The following is a 25,144-nucleotide window of genomic DNA, read 5'->3' as shown; positions in this document are numbered from 1 at the left end:
TTCCTGTGGAAAACTTTCCGACTAATTGCCTTCGGTAGCTGCAGGAGCCTGCTGTTGTGCAGCAGGAGCAGCAGTACCTGATTTGGCCCTGAAGTCTTCGTTTATGCCTTTGATCACCTCATCGGTGATATCCAATGCTTTGTCAGCATACCACACGCCACCCCCTCGGGTGTAGGATAAGATCATTTCCAGATCATGCTTCTCTGCGTGCTTTGCCAGGTATTCCTGAATTCGATCGTATACGTCGTTGTAAAGCCTGGACTCATCGGAGGACAGTTCCTGCATCAAGTTGTCCCGAAAGGTTACCAGATTTCTTTCTTTGGTTACCAATTCCTCCTCCTTTGCCCTCGCTTGGTTGATGGTCATGGTGTTGGCAGACTGCTGAAAATTGGCCACCTCTCGCTCAAACCCACGTGCGCGGGAAGCTAGCTCGTCTTCAAACTTTTTACCCTTATCAGCAATCTCCTTGGACTTGTTGATAAAGAACTCAAATTTATTGATCACAGAGTCCGTATGTACATAGGCGATCTTCAAATCGGTCATATTGATCTCTCCGGCCACACCCTCTGAGGCAGCCCCTGAAGGAGTGTTGGCATTACAGGCTCCCAAAAGAATCCCTGCAAGGGATAACATTCCTACTGCGTTGATAATTGTCTTCACTTTCATTTACTTTTTTACGATTCGGGGCAAATATAAACAATCTTGTCTATCTACAAATTGAAATTGCGTTATAAACTGGGAAATTCCGAAGCAAGTAACGCTGTCCAGGCTCCAACTTGATTACCTTACAACGCAAATCATCTCTGTCAGAAGTAGATTTCCTGCGCCAGGCGGTATGTGTTGGCATGGGCTTCCACGATGTCACGAATGCGCTCCGAATACCCGCCCCCCATGCAGCACATTATGGGGATCCCTTTCTTTTTGGCGGCTTCCAACACCATGCGATCCCGCTCCATGCAGCCATTTAGCGACAGGCCCAGCCTCCCCAGCTTGTCGGTCTTCAATACGTCTACACCACACTGGTACAGCAAAAAATCGGGCTGGAAATCCTCGATGAGTGGATGAAGCGAATCTTCAAGGATGGCAAGGTAGTCCTCGTCCCCGATCCCGTCCGGGAGCGGAATGTCCAGGTTGGACTCTTCCTTGTACATGGGATAATTACCGGCACCATGCATGCTGAATGTAAAAACTTCGTGTACCTCGCGAAAGATAGCTGCCGTGCCGTTTCCTTGGTGCACGTCGAGGTCTACGATCAGCACCTTTTGGGCAAGCCCCGATTGGAGCAGGTAGTTGGCACTGATTGCCAGGTCATTTAGCAGGCAAAAACCTTCCCCCCTATCTGCAAACGCATGGTGGGTGCCTCCGGCAATGTTCATGGCTATTCCATATTCAAGCGCATATTCGCTTGCCTGCACGGATCCGGCCATTATGTGCACCTCTCTATCGACTAATTCGGCATTTAATGGGAATCCTGTTTTCCGTATCTCTGACTTGCTGAGCGATAAGGAAAAAAGCCTTTCCACATAGTCCTGTGTATGGGTACTAAGCAGCCACCGTGTATCCAATCGGTATGGCTCAAAGAAATTAGAGGGGGTAACGGTGCCCTCATACAGCAGCTGTTCCGGAAGCAGCTCGTATTTCTCCATCGGAAAGCGATGTCCGGGCGGCAGGGGGTGCGCATAGCATTTCGACCAGGCAATTTTCAGCATGGAATGTAGGTTTCAAAAGAAAACCGTCAACCGAATCATTTGTTGGGGATGGGGATAAATCAGTCCTCCTCGGTCTCCTCTTCTTCCTCAGACTGAAAAGAATAAAAGGTATCGTCGAGGGTGAGCGTATCGTTGTTGAAATCACGTACAAAAGACGCTATCACCTTGTCATCAATCACCTCCACATTCAAGGCAACATCCAGTCCAATCCCAAAATCATGGTGGGTATCTAGATCCAAAAATTCCTGTACCTTCACGGTCTCCTCTTCCTCCATTTCCATGATCATTTCCGTGATAAACCAACCGATTTCCTCTTCTTCGGTCTTGAGCGGTTTCAGGTTGCCATTTTCATCCTCTTCGTATTGAATTCCCTTGAAATTCGGGAATTTCTTTGCCGCCTCATGTTCGGCGATTTCATATAACTCGCTGGAATGATGCAGGCGAAGCGTATACAGCGCGGCATCATATATCACTTCCCTACCCTCATACATTCCAATAAAATAAAAATTCACAAACTCCTCGGAGTTGTCCTCACTGGGGATGATCTTATACGTCTTCCCGCTGGAGGTAAGCTCATTTTTGAGAGCCTCAATGGTTTGGGGATCAAATCCCATGTTTACTACTTGCATGCTGGGGTTTTACGGTTTACTAAAAGAAAAGGAAACTAAACTAGCAAAATATCGATTTATTGGCGTTTATAGGCCATATTGCTCCTTAATATAGGAACTTTTATGTGTTTTTAAAATGGAACCGCCGAAAAAGGACAACGAATTTGTGAAAAAAATAATTTCACAACCGGAAGGAATTAATCTGGACTTTAAACAAAGCATTAGCAATCAGTTAAAAATCGCAAAAACCATCGTAGCCTTTGCCAACACAATCGGTGGCACCATCGTGGTGGGGGTAACAGATCGGCGAAAAATTGCAGGCATTGACCCGGAGGAGGAAAAATACATGCTGGGAGAGGCATTGTCACGTCACTGCATACCTTCCATTCCTCACTCATTCGAAACCTACGAAATCGATTATTGGGAAGACGAAAAACTGGAAGACGAAAAATACCTGCTGTTCATGAATATCCCCGAAAGTGACCGAAAGCCCCATTTCGTCCAGGACCTTGAGGGGAACCGCACCTTCTACCGGCGACAGGGAGATCGCAGTTTACCCATGGAGGATCCCGGCACACCGTAAGGTCTTGAGCCGAAGGATACCAACTTCTGAATCAGAGGGAATTTTTTTGAGAGTAGTCATTCATCTACCTCCCCGATCTTGGGGATTATCCCACTGTTGGATAATCACACCTTCCCCATTTTCTTCCATTCCATCCGGCCTCCATCGCCACTGCCGGTTCTACCACCCATCCGGATCCCTCTCCGGCCAAAAGGGGCCGGTGAGGATCAACTCATTCGTATCGGGAACAGCCCGGTAGCCCAGCTCCATGGTTTCACGGCCCTCTTCATGGATGTTGAGGCAGGCATTAAAATGGACCAATGAAAAGCGAACAAGCAACTTGCCGACCTCCGGAGAATGAACCTGAAGCGATGTTAAGGAGACGTTTTCCACTACTGCTCCCTCTGATCGATAATAATAGGACAGGAAAATGCCCATCTCACGACTACGGTCCCCTAAAAGCCGCGAAAAGCCCTCAACCGTGGGTGGATCTCCAACCTGCCCGAAGTCCACATTCCCAAACTTCCAGGTTTCTTGCATGATTTTTTTGTCAAATATACTCCGTTCAGCGGATTTTATTTCCCGAAAAGATTGTATTATTGCTTTAGACCTACAAATGCAGCAGTGGCGTTTGCCTTGACGAAAGCCAAAAACTAGACACGCTGAAAATAAAAAACACGCTGTTATGGAAAAGAAGCTAACCCGTATACCCTCGAACAAAATGATTGCCGGCGTCTGTTCCGGCCTGGCTGCCTACCTGGGATGGGAGGCAGACAAACTTCGCATTGTCTACGTCTTGATTTCCATCTTGAGTGCTGCCTTTCCGGGCATATTGGTGTACCTAATACTTTGGTTTCTAATGCCCGAGGAATGAATCCGAAAACATCTCGTACACGGTATTGGTTTATTCGTAAAATTTCGTTGGATATGCAAAAGTTAAATTTGTTGTGGACGGTTGGGATCCTCTATTTTACCTTAATGGCCTGTTCGGCAAATGGACCGGTGGAAAACAAACAGCTGGAATCAACGGATGTCCCTGTTACTTATGCAGGCAAAAAAGAGTTGGCTACGTTTGCGGGTGGTTGTTTTTGGTGTATTGAGGCACCCTTTGAGGGCATTGAAGGAATCTTGTCCGTCGTTTCGGGTTATGCCGGTGGCAAGGAGAAAAACCCCACCTATTCGGATGTGTCAGGAGGCAGGACCTCCCATAAGGAAGCCGTTCAGGTAACCTTTGACCCCGATGTGATCAGCTATTCGGAAATCATCGACATCTTTTGGCAACAATTTGACCCCACAGATGCCGGGGGATCCTTTTACGACAGAGGCAGCCAATACGAATCTGCCATATTCTATCACGATACCAAGCAGAAACAGGTAGCCGAAGCCTCCAAGGAACGGCTGGCCCGCTCAGGTATTTTTTCAAAACCCATCGTCACACCAATCGTTAAGTACACCAATTTTTACAAAGCAGAAGCCTACCATCAGGACTATTACAAAAAAAATCCGCAGGACTACAAACGGTACCGCACAGGTTCAGGAAGAGACCGGTTTATCGAAGCCCACTGGGAGGTACCCTCTTCAATCCGGTACCCCAAACCGGATAAACAAACCTTAAAGACAAGGTTAACCACGCTGCAGTACCAGGTCACCATGGAAGAAGCAACGGAACGGGCATTTGACAATGCCTACAATGGCAACAAAGAGGCCGGTATATACACCTGCATAGTATCAGGTGCACCCCTGTTCAGTTCTAATGATAAATACGAGTCCGGCTCCGGATGGCCCAGTTTCACCAAACCAATAGACGCCCGATTTTTGGAAAAGGTTTTGGACAAAAGCTATGGCATGGTTCGGGTAGAAGTTCGCAGCAAGTTTGGGGATTCGCACGTAGGCCATGTATTCAACGACGGCCCCCACCCCACAGGTTTACGCTACTGCATGAATTCGGCGGCCATGAAGTTCATCCCCAAGGCCGAAATGGCTCAGCAGGGATACGGCGCCTATCTTTGGTTGGTTGACTGACCAAAGATCCACGAGGCTTGGCGGTACATTTTGATGGAAACGTTAACTCCTCAGAATACCCGCTGCCGGAGTCTGTCGATCAGGGCTTTCTTTTCGGGTATTCGGATTCCAAACCGATCCTGCAGAACATCCAAAACCTCTCCGGGAGTGCCAAGACGTTTCTTTTCGGTAACCCCATTTGTGGGGTGAATGGTAAATTGGTCGTCCTTGAGGGCCAGCCGTTCGGATTTAGTCGTCCGTGCCGCCATCAAATGGTTTACAAACAGGGAATCCGGATGTTGGTTCAAGTACCAGCTGATCACCTCATAGTCCGGCAGCAGGTATTCTTCCAGCCCAAATTGGTGCATGGGCTCCCACTCTCCGTTTAGTTGAATGGATAGCGTATAAATTCCGTCACAGTTTTGGAGTTTAAACGGTTCGTGGGGAGTAGCCTGCATCTGGTCATTGCCCAAGAGCAACGGTTTGGTCAGCGTATTGCCCCCCCAACCTACATCTACCAAGTACCTTTCCGCATGCAGGGACACCATCAGCACCATGTGGTCCCTTGGCATGATCTTCCCTGCTGGAAGTTGCCACAACACCCTTGCCGCCAGGCTCCGAACCTTAAAGCCAATTTTCCGCAGTACGGCACCAAAAAGGAGATTATGTTCAAAACAATACCCTCCCCTGCCCTGTGTTATCAGCTTCTTCATCAGGCTTCCCTGGTCCAATCGTACCGGTAGTCCCAAGTAGGGATTGATGTTTTCAAAGGGTATGGCCTGTGGGTGGAGTAAATGAAGCGCCTCCAGGCAGCTCAGCGAGGTAGCCACATCCCCTTCATAGCCTATCCGATCCAAATAGCTGGCCAATCCGTCGGGGGAAATGGGCGAAAAAAAAGGCGAGGTATCGTTCATCTACTCAGGAGACACGGTTCGGAAATTCCTTGGATTTCATCAGAAGCAGGGTCTTTTCCAGGTTTGGGAAATCCTTTTCTATCATTTGCCAAACAGCCTCCAACCGGATATCAAATTTTTCATTGAACATCAGCTTTCGAAAACTTGTCAGTTGGTACCAAGGATAGTCGTAGCGATCCAAAAAAAAGCGATCTACGGAGCCAATTTTTTCAGAGATCACAAACAATTGGTAAAAAATGGCCTCCCGTAGCATCTCGTTTTGAAAAAAATCCTCCATACTGTTTTCTCGCACATACTGTATGGAGCGCTGAACAGCGACCAGCAACGCCGATACAGCGGCCAGGCTTTCCCTGTCGTTAAACTTTTTCATATATCAAGACAAGTTCTTCCTTAACGGTATCTAGGACGGGCTTTTTTAGGTTGTCCATCCACCCGATGTCGGTTGGCCGTCCCAACCGCTTCTCCAGCTTATTCTGTATCTCGGCCAGATCAAAGTAGGAAAAATCTCCAGACGTGGTCAGAACTAAATTCACGTCACTCTGGGCATGGACACGCTTTTTTGCGAAAGATCCATATATCCACGCTTTTCGCACCTGCCCAAACCGAGCAATTACGTCGATAAGATCTTGGTAATTTCTTCGTAAATTAAAAGGTTCGTAATTCCTAAAAGCGACAACCTCTTTGGCCAATTGAAAGGCCTCTGGGGCAATTTGTGCCTCCTCTCCCACCGCCAAGGCAACCCTGTCGGCCAGCCAAGGTATCATCAACACCTCTGGGGATACTTCAAACAACTCCGAAAGTAGAAATACCTGCTGTTTGGTCAAACTACGAAGCCCCCGCTCGGCTTTACTAACGATCGCTTGATCTACCCCTAGGTGCTGGGAAACCTTCGAGAGTGTCCATCTCCGTGATTTGCGAAAGGTTTTTATGCGTACTCCAAAAGCATTGATCATGTGAGGGCTGGTTACAGGAATTGGTTGGGCGTAATTTCTTCAAAGCAGTGCTGGCACACTTGTGGTATTTTTACCCTGAAAGGTGATCCGCGAGTCAATAAGTGAAATTAAACCAAAAAAAGCAAGGGGATACCTTGCTTTTTTGTAGGGTGAGGCTATCCATACGTTACACTTGCGGGAGCTTCCAACCGTTGTGGTAGGTCGCTTTAACAAGGTCATTGGCGTCGGCATCGGTAAACGCTCCTTTTTGCGCATCCCAATAGATTTTTCGTCCCAACTTATAGGCGACATTGCCCATGTGCGCATTGACAGCGGCAACTGCACCCGTCTTAATACCGCAGTTCAGCAGGGATTGGTCGTTGGCCTTGATCGCTTCCACAAAGTTGCGGCAGTGAATCTGCTGCGCATTTCCCGTAGGCCTTACCAGTTCCATCGCTTCGATTTTCTCCCGTCTTTGTCCGTCTACATTTTCCGTTTCGGCAATTACTTTCCAGCCTCCCCGGTTTACGACCAAGGTACCGTTGTTGCCAATAAACGCAATTCCCTCCGTGGTACCATAGTTGCCGCCATCTATTCCGGTGGCATGTTCCCACAGCATATTGAAGCCATCGTACTCGTAAACCGTCTGTAAGGTGTCAGGTGTTTCGGATGCATCGTCCGGATAGGCCAACTTCCCGCCCGAGGCCATGACCGATTTGGGCGCACTTACCCCCATGGCATAGAGCGCGATATCAATTTCATGAACCCCCCAGTCGGTCATCAAACCACCGGCATAGTCCCAAAACCACCGGAAGTTGAAATGAAAGCGGTTTTCATTAAAGGGACGTTGCGGTGCAGGCCCCAACCACATCTTGTAATCCACGCCCTGGGGCACTTGGGCATCTGGCTTTACCGGTACCGGCTTCATCCAACCCTGATAGGCCCAAGTTTTTACCAGACGTATGTTTCCGAGCTTACCGGATTTGACAAAATCGATGGCAGCGGCATACTGTGACCCGCTTCGTTGCCATTGTCCAACCTGTACCATTTTACCGTATCTGTCCGCCGCTTTTACCATCAGGTTACACTCCTCGATCGAATTGGCCAATGGTTTTTCCACATAGGCGTGCTTTCCTGCCGATAGGCTGTCTACCAAGTTCAGGCAATGCCAGTGGTCGGGCGTACCGATGATAACGGCATCAATGTCCTTATCCTCAAGCATCTTTCGGTAGTCTGTATACTGCTTGGGCTTTTTGCCCCTCAATTCCTGTACATTGGCACTACGTTGATCCAAGACACTTTGATCAATATCCGCTAGCGCCACGCAATTTACTTCCGGTAATAAAAGATGGCTGTTCATATTGGACCAGCCCATGCCTTTGCATCCAATAAGGCCAATATTTAATTGGTCGTTTGCCCCCACCTTCTTTTTTAGGGCCGCTAAATGCTCGGCGGATACCACATTGGGCAATACAGCGGCTCCAGCGGAGGCAAGCAGGGATTTTTGGATGAATTTTCTTCTGGAGTTCATGGAAAGTTTGGTTAGTAAGGGATGATTCTACTCAAGTGGATTAATCTAATTTTCTTACCCAGATATTTCTAAACTTCACCTCATCTCCGTGGTCCTGGATATGGAAAGGAAGTGCTGCTTCATGGGCTTCGTAATGAGGTATGCCGATATAAAGAGTGGGACCCTTTAGCTCAACATTGTTCTGTACCAGCACCCCATTGTGGATCACGGTAATCGTTGCCGGGGAGACCAGCATCCCATTGGAATCAAACCTGGGAGCTTTAAAGATTGCATCATACGTATTCCACTCCCCGGGAGCCCTCATGGCATTGACCAAAGGCGGATGCTGCTTATAGATACTGGCTGCCATCCCGTTCGTATAGGTCTCGTTGTCGTAGGAGTCAAGTATCTGCAACTCGTATTTGCCCATAAAGAAAAAGCCGGAATTGCCCCTGCCCTGCCCGGTTCCTTTTATTACCGTCGGCGCACTCCACTCTATATGTACCTGAACATCGCCAAACGATTCTTTACTTCGAATCCCGCCCGTGCGGGGTACCACGGTAAAGGTGCCATTTTCCACCTTCCATGGTGCAGGTGAACTCCCAGGCCTATCACTGACCCACGCATTCAGGTTACTGCCATCAAACAGTACGATGGCGTCTGCCGGTGGCAGGTGGTTTTCCTTGCCCGGAGTTACCTTTTTTACTACAGGCGTATAAAATTCAGTCGCCTGAGGTGGAAGTTTTACCTCTTCTTGCTGGGCAAACAGCGGAGACGCCATAAAACAACCGGCCACCATGGCGGCGGATAATAAAGAAAATCTCATGTGTGTTTTAAGTTTACGGTTAATTAATAAATCAAATTAAACCATTTGCCGCTAGAAAACCACGCCTGGGCAAAAAAAATACGTGGTGTTTCCCTCGGTCAGAGGTGGGGACTAATTCCCAACTACCAAAAAAAAAGCCTGACCCATCTAATGGATCAGGCTTTTTCAAATAAGAATTTTGAACCGATTAGTCACCACTCGCCACCAAGGCGGGTGTATTTCGGTTTACGATTGGCCAGATACCCGGAGAGGGTACGCTTACACCTCTTGTCTCACCACGCGCTGCATCCTGTCCAAAGTAATAGAGCGGATTGGCCCGATAGGTGACCTGACCTGTGCCCATTACGCCAAAATCAGCTGCATCCAACAGTGAAGGGACAACAGTCACCTCGTTGGTAAATAGAGGCCAGTTCGCAGGGTTTCCGCCAAAATTGCTCTGATTGGCCACGTCATTTACGAAACGGTACAACGTTCGTCCATTAAAATCGGTAAAATACATGGTGTTTCCGGTGCCTACGGAGATGACCCCCTCCGCATTCACCACATAGCTTTCACCATTATTTCCCACCAATTGGTCGTTTGCAAGCATTACATCGTAATCGGGTTTTGCTACGTACCAATTGCCGCCCCCGGCTCCTTCTCCATTAAAGTCGCCTGCCGTTTCATCGTTTACAAAGGTGTATAGAGGCCATCCGTTGTAGGTAGACTGCATTTCTCCGTTTACATCAATTTCACCTACCAACTCCGGGTCAAATCCGTTACCGGTGATGTTGATGGACGTAGCATGGAACTTAGGCCAATTGTTGGCGCAGCCTCCCGTACAGTTGTTGTTTCCTTTGACATCCCTGGCAAAATAATAAAGGGTCATGCCATTGCCGTCGGTAAATACCATGCCATACTCCGCAGAATCGACCATACGAAGCGTTTTGGTGATTGCTTCGATTAAGGACGGCGGTAAAATCACCGCATCGATCACGTGGACGATGCCATTGCTAGCCTCTATGTCTGCTGCGGCCACGTTGGCGACTCCATTAAAGGTAACAGTAGACCCAACCTGGGTAACAGTAACCGCTTCGCCATTCATTGAAGTCAATTGCTGATTTGCGGTAAGGCTATTGGAAGCCGTCGCACCTGAAAACACATGATAAAGCAACACGGCCTCCAATACAGCGACATCAATGTCAGCAATTGAGTTCCAGCTAGGCTCTGAATCCAATAAAGCCTGAAAAGCTTGATTCGTGGGTGCCAATACGGTAAATGGCCCGGCACCGGATAGACTTTCTACCAATCCCGCCCGGGTCACGGCCTGAACGAGTAGCGAAAGATCGGGAGTATCGGACGCTAGTTGGACGATGGACGGGGGACCTTCAGGTTCCTCCGGAAGGGGATCTTCATCGTTACAGCTCAGGACTAGGCCGAAAACCATAAAAAGGGACAGAATTTTCAATAATTTCATGGCAGTTTAGTTTTGTTTCCAAAGGTTAACTACGATAAGGGTTTATTGTTTCGTTTATGGGAATTTGGCAGGGTATGATATACCTAGGGATGGATATAAAAATCGCCCTATCCACAAAAACCGGAACCTGGCTACCAATACCCTCTAAATTCCGTACTTTTGCACCATGCAATCTACCATCTCATCGCTAAGCCCAGACCATTGGGTCGATTATGAACTCATCGACACCGGAGGTTTTGAAAAATTGGAGCGTTTTGGCGCGTATGTGCTAAGCCGACCAGAACCTCAGGCGATTTGGGACAAGAGCCTGAATGAAGCGGAATGGAGAAAACTTGCCCATGCCCACTTTGCCAAGGAAAAGGGCAATCCGGAGAAGGGAAACTGGGAGATACTGAAAAAAATGCCCCAAAACTGGGAGATCCAATACAAAAATCCAATGGGGCTCCGACTAACGTTAAATTTATCGCTGACTTCCTTCAAACACATCGGGATCTTTCCGGAACAGGCCGTGAACTGGGATTACCTGTCTGAGACGTTGCCTGCCTTCCAAGGCGCTAACCCAAAGGTATTGAACTTGTTTGCGTATACGGGTGCGGCCAGCGTCGCTGCAAGAGCACACGGAGCGGAGGTCACCCACTTGGACGCCGTGCGTCAGGTCATCACCTGGTCCAAATTCAACATGGAGGCTTCCGGCCAAAGTGATATTCGCTGGATCATCGACGATGCGCTCAAATATGCCCAGCGCGAAGTGCGAAGGGGTAACCAATACCAAGGGATTATTTTGGATCCTCCCGCCTATGGTCGAGGTCCCAAAGGAGAAAAATGGGTTTTGGAAGAAAACATCAATGAGTTGCTGAAACTTTGTGGACAGCTTTTGGATCCTGAAAGAAACTTCTTCATTCTAAATCTTTACTCGCTAAGCTTTTCTTCGCTGATCGCCGAAAACCTCGTAAAGGGCAGCTTTAAATCCGTGCTGAACCCTTCGCACGGAGAATTGTTTCTACAAGACAATTTCGGTAAAAAACTGCCTTTAGGGATTTTTTACCGATTTCGAAGTATGCCAACCGGGAAACCATAATCAATACCCTATAGTACCTAATTCACCGAAATGAACAACCGTCAGCTCTTTTTGAACCACTTGGCCCAAACAACTGATTTCCCTTTGGCGATAGAGATCGAAAGGGCCGAGGGAATCTACCTGTATGGCCCGAACGGCGAAAGGTATGTGGATCTTATTTCGGGTATTGGTGTCAGCAATGTGGGTCACCGGCATCCTCGGGTTATTGCCGCCATCCAGGCCCAACTGGAAAAGTACCTTCACCTGATGGTGTATGGGGAGTATGTTCAAAGTCCCCAAACGCTCCTAGCCCAAGCTATCTGCCAAACCCTTCCAAGCCAATTGGACAATGTGTACCTCGTAAATAGTGGATCCGAGGCAGTGGAGGGAGCAATCAAGTTGGCAAAGCGATACAGCAATCGCCGGGAAATTCTTTCCTGCGTCAACGCCTATCATGGATCCTCTCATGGATCGCTATCCGTAGGAGGCAATGAGATGTTTAAACGTGCCTACAGACCGCTTTTACCCGGGATTCGAACCATCCCCTTTGGAGAAGAGGAGTATCTTGCCCACATCACTGAACATACGGCAGCTATCATCATGGAGACCGTTCAGGGAGAAGCTGGTGTACGATTTGCCGATCCAGCCTATTTCGCCGCCCTACGTTCCCGTTGCGATGAAACAGGAACGCTTTTGATCCTAGATGAAATACAATCGGGATTTGGAAGGACAGGAACCTTTTGGGCATTCGAGTCCTATGGCATTGTGCCGGATATCCTCGTTTGCGCAAAAGGCATGGGGGGAGGCATGCCCATTGGTGCGTTTATCGCAGGTAAGGAAGTGATGGGATCCCTGAAAACCAACCCTCTGTTGGGACATATCACCACTTTCGGAGGTCATCCGGTTTCCGCCGCGGCATCACTTGCCACCATTCAGGTCATTCAAGAGGAGAACCTCGCCCAACAGGTGGCTGGTAAAGCGGCCTTGTTCAAAAAACTGCTGGTACATCCCCGCATCAAATCCTGCCGTCATGTGGGACTGATGATGGCGTTGGAATTCGAGTCCTTCGAAGTGCTGAAACCTATCATTGATCGGGCCATATCCAAAGGAGTAATTACCGATTGGTTCCTGTTTTGCGACGATTCCATGCGCATTGCCCCTCCACTTACCATCTCCGAAGAGCAAATTGCTGAGGCATGTAACGTCCTCCTAGATGCCATCGAACACCAAGGTTGACTTTTTTGTTGTCAAGGTATAAAAGGTAAATTATCCAAATGAAAAAAGAAGACCAAAAATCCTTCCCTATACAGCTTTCAGAAGAGGAATGGCGTGCCAAACTTGACCCGGACACCTACTATGTCCTTCGACAGAAGGGAACCGAAAGACCCTACACGGGCGCCTATTATCTAAACCACGAAACCGGAATCTATGAATGTGCTGGGTGTGGCAACGATATTTTCCACAGCGAGGACAAATATGACAGTGGATGCGGATGGCCCAGCTTTACCAAGCCGGTGTCCAAAGAGGCCATAACCGTAAAAATGGATTACTCCCACGGAATGATACGCGAGGAAATACTTTGTGCAGGCTGCGGAGGACACTTGGGGCACCGCTTTCCGGATGGCCCCAGCGACCGGGGAGGGATACGGTACTGTATCAATTCCATTTCCATGAATTTTAACCCCGAGCATTAACAAAATAGGGGTTTTAGGGGCAGATCCTCCAATCCTGGGCATGAAACTTGCAAGTTGATGGCATAATTCAATCTCCTTTGGTTATTTTTGTAAAAAAATAGCCGAAGTAACGCCAATTTTACGTAAAAAGTCATGATGAGAACAAATCATTCCCTGCTCATTTTTCTGTTTTTCACCTTGGGAATCGCCGCTAGCACTGGATATGTAAATGCCCAAGAAGAAGGACTTGACAAGGGTACGATCAGCAGTCAGTTTGATTACGTCAAAAATGTATCCACCAATTACCAAGATTACAAGGTAGTCAAACGGGCTCATCTGGATCGGCTCGAGTCTAACATCAACGACTCCATTAACTCATTTCACAGGCAGGTGGCGGAGTTAAAATCCCAAATCGACACGCAAAAGTCGTCTATAGACCAGTTGAACCAACAGATATCCGAAACAAACCAACAGCTTAGCGATGCCGTAGAGCAACGCGACAGTTTTTCTATTTTTGGCGTTTATTTGCACAAGGCCCTCTACAATAACTTAATGTGGGGTATCGTAATCTTCCTTGCCACGGCTTTGGTGGTTTCTTATTTTAGGTTCCGACGCAGCCATGTGGTGACGGCAGAGACGAAAAAAAGGTTGGAAGAAATTCAGGAGGAGTACGAGCAACACCGAAAAAACACACTGGAGCGCGAGCGCAAACTCAACAGGCAATTGGTCGATGCCCTAAACAAACGGTAACGTGACGAACCTGGCTTCTATCGCAATAGACATGGACGGCGTCCTTGCCGACGTGTACGCCCAGTTTTACGACATGCACTTGGCGGAAACAGGCGAAGAAATCCCCCAAACTAGCATGCAGGGCGTGACGGAACATGCTGCTTTCCCCTTGCTGGAAAAACACGTCAGAACCGCTGGATTTTTTCGCAATGCCAAGGTGATGCCCTCCGCTATTTCAGTGGTGGAAAGGCTAAATCAGCGATACGAGGTTTTCATCGTTTCGGCAGCCATGGAATACCCAAACAGCTTGTTGGAGAAATACGAGTGGTTGCAGGAACACTTCCCCTTTATCACCTGGAAGCAAATTATTCTTTGCGGATCTAAGTCTCCCATAGCTACCGATATCATGATCGACGACCATTTCAAAAACCTAAATGTGTTCCGAGGGTCAAAATCGTATTTGTTCACCCAGCCCCACAATATCTTCGCAGATCCTGGAAGGCACTTGAGGGTAAATGATTGGGACGAATTGGCCAGCTACCTGCTCTAGTGCAACAAAAAGCCGGTTGGGCACTTGCCCCAACCGGCTTTTTTCATGCCAAGCTGGCGAACGACTCTTAATCTCCGCTTTCAACCATTCCTTCCATTCCTTTGTGCTGATTTGGCTTGGGAAGAAAGGCAATAAATACCGCTCCCAATAATGCCACGGCGATTAGGATTGAAAAGCCCAGCGCGTAGCTCTGCGTTTCCTCATTGTACAGCCAACCTAAGATTACCGGGAAAACCGATTCGGCTACCCCATCCGCTACCAGGATAATGCCCATGGTACGGCCCAGGGCTTTCAGTCCAAATAGATCGCCCGCCATCAATGGAATAATCATGTAGTCACCGCCTAGGCCAATCCCGAAAATTACCGCAAAAATGTAGATCCGTCCGGTAAACTCCGGCATCAAAAGCAAGGGGATCGCCAATGCCACAATCAGATAGATCATCAACATCACATACTTTCTGTTGATCAAGTCTGCCAGCCAGCCCATAAGTACACGGCCCACCAAACTGGAAAGCAACACAAAAGACATCACCCGTGCAGCCTCGGCCTGCGTATAGTTCAGGTCACTCAAATACAACTTGATATGCTGGCCAATGCCTCCTACAACACCTATGGAGCACATGCTGCCCAACGCGAGGAGATAGAAATTGCGGTTTCTAAGGATTTCTTTTATCGGTGTGCCTTTTATTTGGGCTTTTTGCTCAATGCGCTTAGAGGGGGAATCTTTGATGAAATAGGAGATCGGAAAGATGATAAAAAAAGCCAAAATCCCCAGTGAAGCCAGGGCAATATGCCAGTCGAAAATACTCTCCAGCTTTGCGGCTATGAGCGGTACAACCGCGCCACCGGCACCGATGCCCAAGTAGGCTATGCCCATGGCCTTTCCTCGGTTCTTATCAAACCACCTGGAAATCAACACCTGACAAGGAAGTGGGCCCCCAAATACATAGCCCAGCGCATTGAATACATAGAAAACGTAAAACATCTCCAACGAACTTGAAAATGCCAAGCCAATGAATGCGGTCGCCAACATAAAGGCTCCGGTCATCATAAGCTTTCGGGGACCGTATTTATCGATCATCCAGCCTGCCAAAAATCCAAACAGGGGCGCAACAATAAGTTTTCCAACAGCATTGCCGGAGGTGACGGTGGCCCGTGACCAGCTTCGCTCCTCCATAATAAAATCAAAAAAGAAGGGAAGGCCGTAATAGCCAAACCCGACGATTGCAAAAAGGGCAAGAAAGGCAGTAACAATGACATACGTCTGCGAGCTTTGGGACGCTGCGTTCTCTATTTCGGAGGCTTGGGAGTGTGCGTTCATTTTTTTGGGTTGATTGGGGTTTGTTTCAAAATGGTAATAATATCGCTTTTCCACTAATAATTTGCGGTATGGGAGGTCATTTATTTTAGATTAAGGGAACCAATACCGAAGTAAATCAAAAATGATAAATCGAACCTATTGGAGGATCCGCTAGGTTCGATTTATACTCAGAGTCTAGGGAGGCTCAATCCCCCATCGACCATGACTACCTGTCCGGTGGAATAAGGGAAGTCACCTTTGGCCAATGAGGCCACGGCCAACCCTACGTCCTCAGGTAGGCCCCAACGGGACTGAACGCAAAGACCGTTTGCGAGAAGGCGGTCGTATTTTTCTTTAACACCGGAAGTCATGTCGGTAGCGATAATTCCCGGACGGACTTCGTAAACCGGAATATTATACTCACCAAGCCGCACGGCAAAGAGTTGTGTAGCCATGCTCATTCCTGCCTTTGCTATGCAGTATTCTCCCCTGTTCACTGATGCGATGGTCGCTGAAATGGAGGATACATTGATCAGGCATCCCTCAAAATCCGGGTTTTCGGCCTTCTGGGAAATCATCCAGTTGGCCGCAGCTTGGGAAAGAAAATAAGCTGAATTAAGGTTGGTTTTCAGGACATAATCAAAACTCTCCTCCGAAGCCTCCAAAATATCCTTCCGCTCCTTCGGAGCAACGCCTGCATTATTGACGAGGACATTTAGCCTGCCATATTCCGCCTTGATCTTAGCAAGTATCTCTTGGCGCTGCACCTGATCTCCCACGTCACCGCGGCAATATACCACCGACGCCCCAAGACACCTAAGTTCGTTTAAGCTGTCCGCTGTGTCTTCCTCTGCCCGCATACCGTTGATGGCAAGGTCAAAACCGTTCTTTGCCAAGCATTTGGCGATCCCAAGGCCTATGCCCCGGGATCCACCTGTTACCAATGCTACTCTTTTCATGTTAAAGCTCCGGAATATCTACCCAACATCTCTTTTCCCAACTCTCCAGGCCCTTTTCCGCGAGTTGGATGCCTTTGGCTCCCTCCTTCATATTCCATGGGAAAGGCTCGTCCAATACCACATGCTTCAGAAACAATTCCCATTGTACCTTAAAGGCATTATCGAAATGCTCCTGCTCGGGTACCTTAGACCATCCTCCATAAAAATCAATGGGCTGCACAATATCAGGGTTCCAAACAGGCTTTGGCGTATTACCGTAATGCTGGATATAGCACTCACGCAGTCCTGCCACCGCAGAGCCCTTCGTGCCATCAACCTGTAGTGTCAGCAAATCATCACGCCTAACTCTCACCGTCCAAGAAGAATTGAAATGGGCTATCACATCCCCCTCCAGTTCAAAGGTAGCGTAAGCAGCGTCATCCGCGGTACAAGTATATGGCTTACCGGATTCGTCTATACGTTCCTTGATGTGCGTGGCACCGAGACAGGAAACCGCCTTGACCTTTCCGAAAATATTATCCAACACATACCTCCAGTGACAAAGCATGTCGACGATGATACCTCCGTCATCCTCTTTTCGGTAGTTCCAGGAAGGCCGCTGCGCGGGAACCGAGTGCCCTTCAAATACCCAGTACCCGAACTCGCCCCTGACAGATAAAATCTCCCCAAAGAAGTCGTTTTCTATCAGTCGCTTCAGTTTACGAAGGCCTGGCAACCATAATTTATCCTGTACCACCCCATGCTTTACCCCCGCTTCCTCACAAAGCTCGAAGAGATCTAAAGCAGTTTGGGTGTCAACGGACACGGGTTTCTCACAATAGACATGCTTCCCGGCTTTCACCGCCTGTTTCACGGCATCTGCCCTTCGTCCGGTTGTTTGCGCATCAAAATACACCGTGTAGTAGGGATCATTCATTACGGAGTCCAAATCGGTGGTCGTTTTGGTGACGCCCGACATTTTGCTCAACTCATCCAATTTGGCCTGGTTTCTGCCCACCAAAACCGGATCGGGCATGATGGTGTCGCCATTGCCCAATTTCACCCCACCCTGCTGGATGATCGCGACTATACTCCTCATTAAATGCTGGTTGGTGCCCATTCTTCCGGTCACCCCATTCATGATAATGCCTATCTTATGTTCCATTTTACTGTTTTTTGTTATTGTAGTTTATTGATTAAAGCAAAATCGATTAACAGCTTTTGTAGCTTGCTACGATTTTTTGCAGGAATTCATCTTGGTCTCCGGCCCAATGTCGATCAGAGAAAATTTCAACTTCATTGAATCCCCTGAATCCGGCTTCTTCTACCCATCCCCGGATCTGTTGGATCGGGATGCACCCCTCTCCCATCAAACCACGGTCATTGAGCATGTCCACGGTCGGACTGACCCAATCGCAGATGTGAAACGCCAACAGATTCCCATTGGCTCCGCACCGTTTGATCTCCTGTTCCAGATGCGGATCCCACCAAAGATGGTAGACGTCAGCGGCGATGCCCACAAAATCAGAACCTATCGACTCTGCCATGTCGTTGGCCTGCTCCAGGGTATTGACTGCCGACCGGGTATCTGCATACATGGGATGCAACGGCTCGATGGCCAGCTTCACGTTATTTGCGATGGCATAGGGCAAAACCCGTTCTATCCCCTCCTGTATCTGTTTTCGGGACACCGTCAGAGACTGCCCCGGATCCGCGCCACACACCAAAACGATCATCTCTGCTCCCAGAGCAGCAGCTTCATCCACCGCTTTAAGGTTATCATCGATCGCTATTTGACGCTGCGCAGCGGAGGTCGAGGGAAAAAAACCCCCACGAACCAAGGAAACTATTTCCAACCCGTGATTTCTAAGCCTTTCTCCCGCCTGGGCGATGTTTCGGCCCTCCAGGTATTGCCGCCAAACGGAAATACCCTTCACTCCAGCCGCTTCGTATCGTTCTCCCGACTCCTCCAAACTCCAGGGTTTAGTGGTAATCGTGTGGATGCACAATTTACGTAGATCAACAATCGGCGCTACACTCATGACAGGCAATTAAAAAAGGTGTAGTACGGCTCGTCGCTGATTACCCGGGTCACATATAGAGCCAGTTCCCTTGCGTGATAGTCGCCCCACATGCTGGATTCCTCGCAGGCAATTTTCCTTCCGGATGGCACATTATCCCATCCATTTGGCTGATGGTAGATGGAATGGAGCAGTATGCCCTGATGGTTTGGATTGGTGGAGAGGTAAGGCTCCTGAAGCAAGGTCCGCAACACCGTTAATCCGGCCTGCCAATACTTCGTGCCTTTTTCTTGATCCCCGCGCTGTTGAAACAACTTACCTAAACGCAGAAGACCCTGTGCGCCGATTGCTGCCGCAGAGCTGTCCACGGGTTCAAAGGCATTGTACGGGTCAGCGGCCCTGGAAAGGTAATCTCCCAAACGATGTAAATTGGGAGCCCCTGTATCCCAGTAAGGAACCCCGTCGACCGGTGTGTGTTCTATGTAAAAATCGCAGGTAGCCTGTGCTGCCTTGAGCATAAATGCCTCAATATCTTTTCGCGACCCATAGGCACCCAAATTCTCATCACTGAGCCCATCAATGTATTCCAGTTCCTCGGCAAATCCACACATCGCCCAGGCCAGCCCTCGGGTCCAGGTAGAGAATCCCGTATAGCCCTGCTGTGCGTTGGGGCATCGGAAGTTGCCGTCGTTTGTGTTAAATACACTCTCATGGGCTGTTCTGCCCCATAGATCGTAGCTATCCCTTCCGGCACCGTAGAAAACGGAATAATCGGCGGTTGCCTTTGCGTGTTGCAATCCCCGAACGAGCAGGTTGACCCGCACGTCGTTTTCCTGCTGGAGGACATGGCCCAAACTGTGGCTTAGCATTAATATACGTACCGTACGTATGGTGTCCACGAACAGCGAATGGGGCCCGTTAAACGAGTAAATATAACCTCCGTCTTTGATGGGCGTCCAACGGCTAGCCTGAACCGCTCCGGATATTTTTAAGGCAAGCTCATAGAAATTCTTTTCCCATTCGTTGAATGGAATTTTCCCTTCTACCATCAGGCGAAGTAAATTCCCATAGGTACTTACGTTGTTGAATCCGTGATCGTGTACACCGGTATGGCTGATATGGGGCGCCATGAGCTTTAGCGTCCTTTCCTTTCCGGAGGCCAAAAAGCGCTCTTCGCCCGTTGCGTCAAACTGAAGGATCGAAGATCCAAATTGAAACCCCTGGGTCCACTCGGTCCAGCCCCGGGTATCGTACTTTCCGTTTACGGTAAAGACCGGCGAACCCTTATCTTGAGGGTAATCGCGCTCGATCGCTTCGATCTTCTCGCCAGATAACTGCCAGAATTTCTCCAATAAACCTTTTAGGTCGTTGGGCTTAAGTTCAAAATCAATTTTTATCATTTTGCGTTGGAAGTATGTTTTCTTTTTTAAGAGAATATAAAAGGGAGTTAAATCCAAATTTTCAACCGAATCAGATGCACCCAGGAGTGTGTACTTTTCTGATTTCGATATAAAGGTAGCTTGCAAAACAGCCAAAATAAAGGTATTTTACAGTCTATTTCTGGTACTTTTCGTTCTCTGCCTGCCTGAACTCGGAAGGGCTCAGGCCGGTTTTCTTTTTGAAAATCCGGCTAAAATACGAGGGATCCGCATAATTCAGCTGATAGGCAATTTCCTTGTTCGTAAGGTCCGTATAAATAAGGTACCGCTTCGCCTGCAAAATCAACCTTTCGATTATCAGGTCACCCGCTGTGGTACCGGTAATTTTCTTTACGTACTTGTTCAGCAACGCGGGCGACAACGCGAGATGGTCTGCATAATACTGCACCAGATGTTGCCGCTTGAACTGCTGCTCGACCAGTGTCTGAAACTGCTGCGCCAATGCATAATGCGGATCGCCCATCTTTTGCTTTTCCGCAAAAAAATCAACGTAATGCTGTTGGCACTTAAGAAGGAAAACCTGCAAATAACTACGTAATATCCCGTTGTGATAGGCTCCTTTTTGCTGTAATTCCCTTCCCATCAAGCCAATGAGATCAAGTAGTTCTCCAAAATTTCCCGCATCCAGATTAAGGATGGGTACCCGGTGGGGATTGTTGAAAAAAGCAAGTTGGAAAAGGAGGTCCTCGTGGAAGGTGTCAAGGGAATAAAACTCCTTCGAAAAAACCATCAGGTACCCGTGGTAATCCTCCTCACGGGAAATCAGGTGAACCTGACCAGGAGAAAGAAAGTGGATACTATTGGGCTGTATCTGATGGGTATTAAAGTCTATTTCATGCTTCCCCGCCCCTGTCACGAAAACGCACACCTCATAATACTTGTGCCGGTGGGGTCGGTCGGTCTCATGGGGGTAGTGGGGATTGGCAATGGTTTTACCCTGTACTTCATACAACTGAAAAGCTTGTTTTTCAGGCGTACGAGGCATTTCATAGGTCTTTATGGGTTCCATTGTTGTACTTTATGGGTATATGAAAAGCATTCAGGGCTCTTCTGCACCAAAAATACACAATGGGACGCTAGAAACCACCAAGCATATTAGGCAAATCCACGAGGCGACGCACCGTAGTGCTTTTTGAACAATTTGCTGAAATACTTCGGATCGTTGAACCCGCATTCAAATCCCACTTCTGAGATATTCATCTTCTTTTTTTGGAGGAGCTGCTCTGCCTTTTGTAGGCGCAATTTGATGATCATATCAGAGGGGGAGGTATCCAACACTTCTTTGAACAGCCGGTAACATTTGATTTTGGAAATACCCAACGTAGAGCTGAGCGATTCTACCCTGAAATTTGGATCAGCATATTGTTGTTTGATAATGCGGAGTGCCTCCCGTATCAATCGCTCGTTGGGAGTCAAATGGTCATCTTGGGAGTTTTCATCCGACATTGGGATGAGCGAATGTTGTTTTCGCTCTTCCAGATAGCGTCTCCGTGCTTGAATAAGGCCATGAAGCTTCTTTTTAATATATTCCACGCTGGAGGGCAACTGAATGAATGTTCCTACCCCAAGATCGGCGAGCTTTTCCTGTAGTCCATATTCCAGTAGTTCGTAAAAATAAAGCACGGGTAAGGCCACGTTACTTTCGTTGGATTCCTTTACCGACTGCATCAGATCCAACAGCGGCTGGCTGATCTTTACGTTATACAAAATCAACGCATCTATGGCAGTATGTTGCACCAAGGATACTAATTTCAGTGGGTTTTCCTCTTCGATCAGGTTTACCTTATCGTGGCCAATCAGTTTGACCATACCGTCCGTTTCAAATCGATTTCCCAAAATGACTACATTGAACCGGTCCAAAACGACCCGGTCTTCCATTTCCATACTTTCCCAGGTCAGGGTCCCATGGGGATTTTCGGCGAATACAAAGGGAATGCAGACCTGTAGGGAAACAGAACCCTCCGAGGAAAACTCCATCCTCCCGCCTAAATCAGCCAAAATCCGCTGGGCACTTCGCATGTAGAGGCTGCCATCCATGATCTGCTGAAAATTCGCCGTTAAAATATTGCTATTCGATCGCGTCTGTATACAGACGATTTGGTCGGAAACCGAGGCCTTGATGGTCAGTTGAGAGTGTTTCTCCATAAACTTGATAAGCTCTCGGAACAGGCAGTGAAAAAAAAGCTTGACGCGCAATACATCCATGCTCACCCATTCATCGCCGAGCTGGTAGTCATAGGTTAGTTGGATCTGCCTGGCTAGGAGCTGTCCCCGAAGTTCGTGTGTGAGGCTTTCATATAAACTCGATAGCACGGTCAGGGACGCCGTTGATTCCTCCAAATGATCCAATACCGATAACTTCTCCCAATCCCTAAGCTCTCGGATCAACGCGTTGATATGGGTAGAAACATCTTCCTGTACTTCTTTTTGGCCCAATCTCCCCATATCGATATCCTTCTTGATATGGGCAAGTGGAGGCCCAAACTGGTTTAGCACGAATTTTTTAAACTTTTCTATCTCAAAATCCGGATTTTTTTGCTGGTTATGATACTCCAAAAGCTGCGACTTCTGCACGCTGATCTCCCGGTTTTTTCGATCCAAAGAGGCGTTGATCTCCATAAGCTTTTTCTTTTGTTCCTCGATGGTTTTCGTACGTTCATCTATCAGCGACTGGAGCTTTACGCGCTGCCTCCTGTTGTGCAAGTGCCGCCATTGGATAAACAACAAAAAAACAGTACATATCAGAAGTGTCCAAAAGAACGGCGACTTCCAAAACGGCATGGGAATGTCCACGGATAGGGAAGCTACCTGCAGGCCTGCGGTATCCGATTCGTTTTTTGCCAACAGCCTGTAACTTCCCGGAGGGACATTTTCATACCGAATGGTATAGGTGGGATCAACCGTCTTCCACTCGGTCTCCAGCGGTTCCAACTTATAAACAATACGGTTATAGGGATTTGCCGTGAATTGGATGGCCTGCACATCCGCCTTGATACTGCTTGGATATTTAATCTCGGTACCTGGCGGATTCTTAACCGTACGCAGCTGGATTTTTGGTGGGTCAAAGCTCAGGTCAAGGGCTTTCGGGTGGAAATAATTCAACCCCTTTACACCTGCAAAAAACAGCGTTCCGCGCTCATTTTTGTAGTAGGCCCCTTCCGAAAACTCCCCGGACTGCCAGCCTTCCTCCGGCGGTAGTACGGTCACTTCAAAGGTCTCCCTGTCAATAGCCGCTATTCCCTTTGTAGTGCTTACCCACACGTGTTTGTCGCCGGCCAGCAGACCGTAGGCCAATTGGCTAAAAAGCCCACTCTTCTCCGTAATCTGTCGGAGAATTCCTACCCCCGGACGGTAAATGGTTATTCCCCCTAAAGTACCAATCCAAAGGTCGCCTGTCTTATTATCGGGCAACAAAGAGTACACACTATTATCAAGAAGGCCCTGGGCATAGGTCAAAAACTCCAGCGCTGCTCCTCTAAACCGGATCACTCCGTTGTTTTCCGTTGCCAGCCATAGCGCGTCATTGCTCCTGACTATTTTGCGGATATGGTAACTCTTTAGTTTTTCCTGGCCCTCAAAAGGGACAAAACGTTGTGATTCCAAACTGAATTTGGAAAGCCCTCCCCAACAGGCTACCCAAAGGCTGTTTTCCTCCGGATCCTCAACAATATCGTAATTTCGGCCGCTCATGAGATGGGGCGTTCCCTCTCCTGGGAAATAGTGCATCGCCCCGCTGTCGGTAACTCTCACCAATCCGGCATAGGTTCCTATCCAAACAGAACCCTGACTGTCACGAAAAAGACTGCGGATGCGTTTCCAATCGGAATTCGACCGGGCCGGCTCGATGGCAAGCTCCATGAATTTCCCTTTGTTTTTATCGTACCGATACACGCCGGAGTTGTAAAAACCCAGTAAAAGGTTGCCTGCTTTATCTTGGTGAATAGCCCGGATGGTTTCTAATGGCAGCTCACTGAATCGCTTTGAATGGGGAGAAATGGAATTGATACTTCGTGAGTTTTTATAGGCCATGCTTAAGCCACCGTCCTTTAGGCCCAACCAAACATTGCCAAATACATCCTCATGAAGTGCATATACTTCATTACTGCGCAGGCTGTAGGGGTCTGATGCATCTACGGTATAGTTGTGAAAACTTCCCTGATCCCCATCATCTTCGTTAAATGGCAATATGAAAAGTCCGGTGGTCGTAGAGGCAAACCATAGGTTTCCCTGATTATCCCTGAGTTGATCTTTCAACTGTATACCAGGAAAGTGCTTTTGGATTACCTTTCCATAAGATATTTTGCCAGACTGAACCCGATCCGATTCCCGCCCCTTTACAAACCGGCCATCGGCATAGATGTAATGGATGCCTCCAACCCTTAATGCAACCATTTGGTCCCGATTCAAACCAAACTCATCAACCTCCTGCTCAAAAGAATAGTTTTCAAACTCCCCAAAAGCGGTCTGCTTGCTCACAGTGGTCAACGACGACTTTACCCACAGGGTGCCGGATTGATCCGTGAAAAGATCATAGATGTAATTCCCGGCTAAGGAAAGGCTATTTCGGGGATCGTGCTTAAACACCTGAAAGGACTTCCCGTCAAAAAAATTCAGCCCATCCCATGTGGCAATCCAAAGCCCCCCTGACGGATCGTTGATGATTCGATTTACTGAATTGTTGGAAAGCCCATGTTCAACGGTGTAGGTCTTGAACTTGATATTTTGGGCACCCCCCACCAACGCCACCAAACAAAGGCAAAACGAAAGGGCGAAACATCGCATGTGTCCAGGAATGATTCTTAATGGTCGCATGAAATCTCACATTTTTTGAAGGCGTACCACTGCGTATTGTTTATGCAGTGGCTGTCCACCTGTGGCTGGCTCGGCTTCATGGTTGGTTGGTAATAAAGGTGCAGGTA

At 48.2% G+C, this 25,144-nt stretch carries 25 protein-coding genes; 8 read left to right on the top strand and 17 right to left on the bottom strand.

The window, feature by feature from the left end; genetic code table 11:
- Nucleotides 1-21: 21 nt before the first annotated feature.
- From ADIS_RS05950 to ADIS_RS05940, 3 genes are all read right to left on the bottom strand, one after another.
- Nucleotides 22-666, bottom strand: a complete 645-nt coding sequence (locus ADIS_RS05950; protein WP_010853469.1) for an OmpH family outer membrane protein — start codon at nt 664-666, stop codon at nt 22-24.
- 140 nt (nt 667-806) lie between these two features.
- Nucleotides 807-1,709: a histone deacetylase family protein gene (locus ADIS_RS05945; RefSeq protein ID WP_010853468.1), complete on the bottom strand. Its 903-nt coding sequence runs from the start codon at nt 1,707-1,709 to the stop codon at nt 807-809.
- Nucleotides 1,710-1,768: 59 nt separating this feature from the next.
- Nucleotides 1,769-2,338 (bottom strand): hypothetical protein, encoded by a 570-nt coding sequence (locus tag ADIS_RS05940; RefSeq protein ID WP_010853467.1) that lies wholly within the window; start codon nt 2,336-2,338, stop codon nt 1,769-1,771.
- Between the two features lie 145 nt (nt 2,339-2,483).
- Between ADIS_RS05940 and ADIS_RS05935 the strand changes: the two genes are divergently transcribed.
- Nucleotides 2,484-2,900, top strand: a complete 417-nt coding sequence (locus tag ADIS_RS05935; protein ID WP_162141561.1) for an AlbA family DNA-binding domain-containing protein — start codon at nt 2,484-2,486, stop codon at nt 2,898-2,900.
- A 159-nt stretch (nt 2,901-3,059) separates the two neighbouring features.
- Here ADIS_RS05935 and ADIS_RS05930 read toward each other — a convergent pair whose 3' ends face one another.
- Nucleotides 3,060-3,419, bottom strand: a complete 360-nt coding sequence (locus tag ADIS_RS05930; RefSeq protein WP_010853465.1) for a hypothetical protein — start codon at nt 3,417-3,419, stop codon at nt 3,060-3,062.
- A 145-nt stretch (nt 3,420-3,564) separates the two neighbouring features.
- Between ADIS_RS05930 and ADIS_RS05925 the strand changes: the two genes are divergently transcribed.
- Together ADIS_RS05925 and msrA are read left to right on the top strand one after the other, a co-directional pair.
- Nucleotides 3,565-3,753: a PspC domain-containing protein gene (locus ADIS_RS05925; protein ID WP_010853463.1), complete on the top strand. Its 189-nt coding sequence runs from the start codon at nt 3,565-3,567 to the stop codon at nt 3,751-3,753.
- A gap of 53 nt (nt 3,754-3,806) precedes the next feature.
- Nucleotides 3,807-4,901 carry a peptide-methionine (S)-S-oxide reductase MsrA gene (gene msrA / locus ADIS_RS05920; RefSeq protein WP_035804879.1) on the top strand — a complete coding sequence of 365 codons (1,095 nt, stop codon included), beginning with the start codon at nt 3,807-3,809 and terminating at the stop codon, nt 4,899-4,901.
- A 50-nt stretch (nt 4,902-4,951) separates the two neighbouring features.
- Here the strand turns inward: msrA and ADIS_RS05915 are convergent, their stop codons facing one another.
- From ADIS_RS05915 to ADIS_RS22225, 6 genes are all read right to left on the bottom strand, one after another.
- Nucleotides 4,952-5,794: an arylamine N-acetyltransferase family protein gene (locus ADIS_RS05915; protein WP_010853461.1), complete on the bottom strand. Its 843-nt coding sequence runs from the start codon at nt 5,792-5,794 to the stop codon at nt 4,952-4,954.
- Between the two features lie 4 nt (nt 5,795-5,798).
- A complete protein-coding gene (locus ADIS_RS05910; RefSeq protein WP_010853460.1) occupies nt 5,799-6,164 on the bottom strand; it encodes a HepT-like ribonuclease domain-containing protein in 366 nt (121 codons plus the stop codon).
- Nucleotides 6,151-6,747, bottom strand: coding sequence for a helix-turn-helix domain-containing protein (locus ADIS_RS22230; RefSeq protein ID WP_010853459.1), 597 nt, complete (start codon nt 6,745-6,747; stop codon nt 6,151-6,153). The genes ADIS_RS05910 and ADIS_RS22230 overlap by 14 nt, the downstream gene beginning before the upstream one ends.
- Before the next feature lie 166 nt (nt 6,748-6,913).
- Entirely contained in the window at nt 6,914-8,257 is a 1,344-nt protein-coding gene (locus ADIS_RS05900; protein WP_010853458.1) for a Gfo/Idh/MocA family protein, read from the bottom strand.
- Nucleotides 8,258-8,297: 40 nt separating this feature from the next.
- The gene (locus ADIS_RS05895) at nt 8,298-9,062 is read right to left on the bottom strand and encodes a 3-keto-disaccharide hydrolase (protein ID WP_010853457.1); all 765 of its coding nucleotides are present in this window, start codon (nt 9,060-9,062) and stop codon (nt 8,298-8,300) included.
- A 187-nt stretch (nt 9,063-9,249) separates the two neighbouring features.
- A complete protein-coding gene (locus ADIS_RS22225; protein ID WP_010853456.1) occupies nt 9,250-10,518 on the bottom strand; it encodes a fasciclin domain-containing protein in 1,269 nt (422 codons plus the stop codon).
- A 166-nt stretch (nt 10,519-10,684) separates the two neighbouring features.
- Between ADIS_RS22225 and ADIS_RS05885 the strand changes: the two genes are divergently transcribed.
- From ADIS_RS05885 to ADIS_RS05865, 5 genes are all read left to right on the top strand, one after another.
- The gene (locus tag ADIS_RS05885; RefSeq protein WP_010853455.1) at nt 10,685-11,596 is read left to right on the top strand and encodes a class I SAM-dependent methyltransferase; all 912 of its coding nucleotides are present in this window, start codon (nt 10,685-10,687) and stop codon (nt 11,594-11,596) included.
- A 30-nt stretch (nt 11,597-11,626) separates the two neighbouring features.
- Nucleotides 11,627-12,811: an aspartate aminotransferase family protein gene (locus ADIS_RS05880; RefSeq protein WP_010853454.1), complete on the top strand. Its 1,185-nt coding sequence runs from the start codon at nt 11,627-11,629 to the stop codon at nt 12,809-12,811.
- Between the two features lie 38 nt (nt 12,812-12,849).
- Entirely contained in the window at nt 12,850-13,269 is a 420-nt protein-coding gene (gene msrB, locus ADIS_RS05875; RefSeq protein ID WP_010853453.1) for a peptide-methionine (R)-S-oxide reductase MsrB, read from the top strand.
- Between the two features lie 132 nt (nt 13,270-13,401).
- Nucleotides 13,402-13,998, top strand: coding sequence for a kinetochore Spc7 family protein (locus ADIS_RS05870; RefSeq protein ID WP_155907178.1), 597 nt, complete (start codon nt 13,402-13,404; stop codon nt 13,996-13,998).
- 1 nt (nt 13,999) lies between these two features.
- On the top strand, nt 14,000-14,527 hold the full coding sequence (locus ADIS_RS05865) for a 5' nucleotidase, NT5C type (RefSeq protein WP_010853451.1): 528 nt from the start codon (nt 14,000-14,002) through the stop codon (nt 14,525-14,527).
- Nucleotides 14,528-14,594: 67 nt separating this feature from the next.
- On the opposite strand, the gene ADIS_RS05860 is transcribed toward ADIS_RS05865, so the two are convergent.
- From ADIS_RS05860 to ADIS_RS05830, 7 genes are all read right to left on the bottom strand, one after another.
- A complete protein-coding gene (locus tag ADIS_RS05860; protein ID WP_155907176.1) occupies nt 14,595-15,848 on the bottom strand; it encodes an MFS transporter in 1,254 nt (417 codons plus the stop codon).
- Between the two features lie 167 nt (nt 15,849-16,015).
- Nucleotides 16,016-16,786: a 3-ketoacyl-ACP reductase gene (locus ADIS_RS05855; RefSeq protein WP_035804874.1), complete on the bottom strand. Its 771-nt coding sequence runs from the start codon at nt 16,784-16,786 to the stop codon at nt 16,016-16,018.
- Nucleotide 16,787: 1 nt separating this feature from the next.
- Complete coding sequence (locus ADIS_RS05850; protein ID WP_010853448.1) at nt 16,788-17,930, bottom strand: Gfo/Idh/MocA family protein; 1,143 nt, start codon at nt 17,928-17,930, stop codon at nt 16,788-16,790.
- A 46-nt stretch (nt 17,931-17,976) separates the two neighbouring features.
- A complete protein-coding gene (locus ADIS_RS05845) occupies nt 17,977-18,807 on the bottom strand; it encodes a sugar phosphate isomerase/epimerase family protein (protein ID WP_035804871.1) in 831 nt (276 codons plus the stop codon).
- On the bottom strand, nt 18,804-20,186 hold the full coding sequence (locus ADIS_RS05840) for a glycoside hydrolase family 88 protein (protein WP_035804921.1): 1,383 nt from the start codon (nt 20,184-20,186) through the stop codon (nt 18,804-18,806). The genes ADIS_RS05845 and ADIS_RS05840 overlap by 4 nt, the downstream gene beginning before the upstream one ends.
- A 154-nt stretch (nt 20,187-20,340) precedes the next feature.
- A complete protein-coding gene (locus ADIS_RS05835) occupies nt 20,341-21,234 on the bottom strand; it encodes a helix-turn-helix domain-containing protein (protein ID WP_010853445.1) in 894 nt (297 codons plus the stop codon).
- Nucleotides 21,235-21,320: 86 nt separating this feature from the next.
- Nucleotides 21,321-25,037 (bottom strand): two-component regulator propeller domain-containing protein, encoded by a 3,717-nt coding sequence (locus tag ADIS_RS05830; protein ID WP_010853444.1) that lies wholly within the window; start codon nt 25,035-25,037, stop codon nt 21,321-21,323.
- Between the last annotated feature and the right edge of the window lie 107 nt (nt 25,038-25,144).

This window comes from Lunatimonas lonarensis, assembly GCF_000390185.1.
Taxonomy (GTDB): Bacteria; Bacteroidota; Bacteroidia; order Cytophagales; family Cyclobacteriaceae; genus Lunatimonas; species Lunatimonas lonarensis.
This window is presented reverse-complemented; position numbering and strand designations above follow the sequence as displayed.

Bases quoted from the DNA above. Each gene is read 5' to 3' on its own strand.
- ADIS_RS22230 (WP_010853459.1), bottom strand. From the start codon at position 6,747: ATGATCAATGCTTTTGGAGTACGCATAAAAACCTTTCGCAAATCACGG.
- ADIS_RS05950 (WP_010853469.1), bottom strand. From the start codon at position 666: ATGAAAGTGAAGACAATTATCAACGCAGTAGGAATGTTATCCCTTGCA.
- ADIS_RS05915 (WP_010853461.1), bottom strand. From the start codon at position 5,794: ATGAACGATACCTCGCCTTTTTTTTCGCCCATTTCCCCCGACGGATTG.
- ADIS_RS05870 (WP_155907178.1), top strand. From the start codon at position 13,402: ATGATGAGAACAAATCATTCCCTGCTCATTTTTCTGTTTTTCACCTTG.
- ADIS_RS05860 (WP_155907176.1), bottom strand. From the start codon at position 15,848: ATGAACGCACACTCCCAAGCCTCCGAAATAGAGAACGCAGCGTCCCAA.
- ADIS_RS22225 (WP_010853456.1), bottom strand. From the start codon at position 10,518: ATGAAATTATTGAAAATTCTGTCCCTTTTTATGGTTTTCGGCCTAGTC.
- ADIS_RS05830 (WP_010853444.1), bottom strand. From the start codon at position 25,037: ATGCGACCATTAAGAATCATTCCTGGACACATGCGATGTTTCGCCCTT.
- msrB (WP_010853453.1), top strand. From the start codon at position 12,850: ATGAAAAAAGAAGACCAAAAATCCTTCCCTATACAGCTTTCAGAAGAG.
- ADIS_RS05855 (WP_035804874.1), bottom strand. From the start codon at position 16,786: ATGAAAAGAGTAGCATTGGTAACAGGTGGATCCCGGGGCATAGGCCTT.
- ADIS_RS05910 (WP_010853460.1), bottom strand. From the start codon at position 6,164: ATGAAAAAGTTTAACGACAGGGAAAGCCTGGCCGCTGTATCGGCGTTG.
- ADIS_RS05900 (WP_010853458.1), bottom strand. From the start codon at position 8,257: ATGAACTCCAGAAGAAAATTCATCCAAAAATCCCTGCTTGCCTCCGCT.
- ADIS_RS05835 (WP_010853445.1), bottom strand. From the start codon at position 21,234: ATGGAACCCATAAAGACCTATGAAATGCCTCGTACGCCTGAAAAACAA.
- ADIS_RS05940 (WP_010853467.1), bottom strand. From the start codon at position 2,338: ATGCAAGTAGTAAACATGGGATTTGATCCCCAAACCATTGAGGCTCTC.
- ADIS_RS05885 (WP_010853455.1), top strand. From the start codon at position 10,685: ATGCAATCTACCATCTCATCGCTAAGCCCAGACCATTGGGTCGATTAT.
- ADIS_RS05895 (WP_010853457.1), bottom strand. From the start codon at position 9,062: ATGAGATTTTCTTTATTATCCGCCGCCATGGTGGCCGGTTGTTTTATG.
- ADIS_RS05930 (WP_010853465.1), bottom strand. From the start codon at position 3,419: ATGCAAGAAACCTGGAAGTTTGGGAATGTGGACTTCGGGCAGGTTGGA.
- msrA (WP_035804879.1), top strand. From the start codon at position 3,807: ATGCAAAAGTTAAATTTGTTGTGGACGGTTGGGATCCTCTATTTTACC.
- ADIS_RS05925 (WP_010853463.1), top strand. From the start codon at position 3,565: ATGGAAAAGAAGCTAACCCGTATACCCTCGAACAAAATGATTGCCGGC.
- ADIS_RS05880 (WP_010853454.1), top strand. From the start codon at position 11,627: ATGAACAACCGTCAGCTCTTTTTGAACCACTTGGCCCAAACAACTGAT.
- ADIS_RS05850 (WP_010853448.1), bottom strand. From the start codon at position 17,930: ATGGAACATAAGATAGGCATTATCATGAATGGGGTGACCGGAAGAATG.
- ADIS_RS05845 (WP_035804871.1), bottom strand. From the start codon at position 18,807: ATGAGTGTAGCGCCGATTGTTGATCTACGTAAATTGTGCATCCACACG.
- ADIS_RS05840 (WP_035804921.1), bottom strand. From the start codon at position 20,186: ATGATAAAAATTGATTTTGAACTTAAGCCCAACGACCTAAAAGGTTTA.
- ADIS_RS05945 (WP_010853468.1), bottom strand. From the start codon at position 1,709: ATGCTGAAAATTGCCTGGTCGAAATGCTATGCGCACCCCCTGCCGCCC.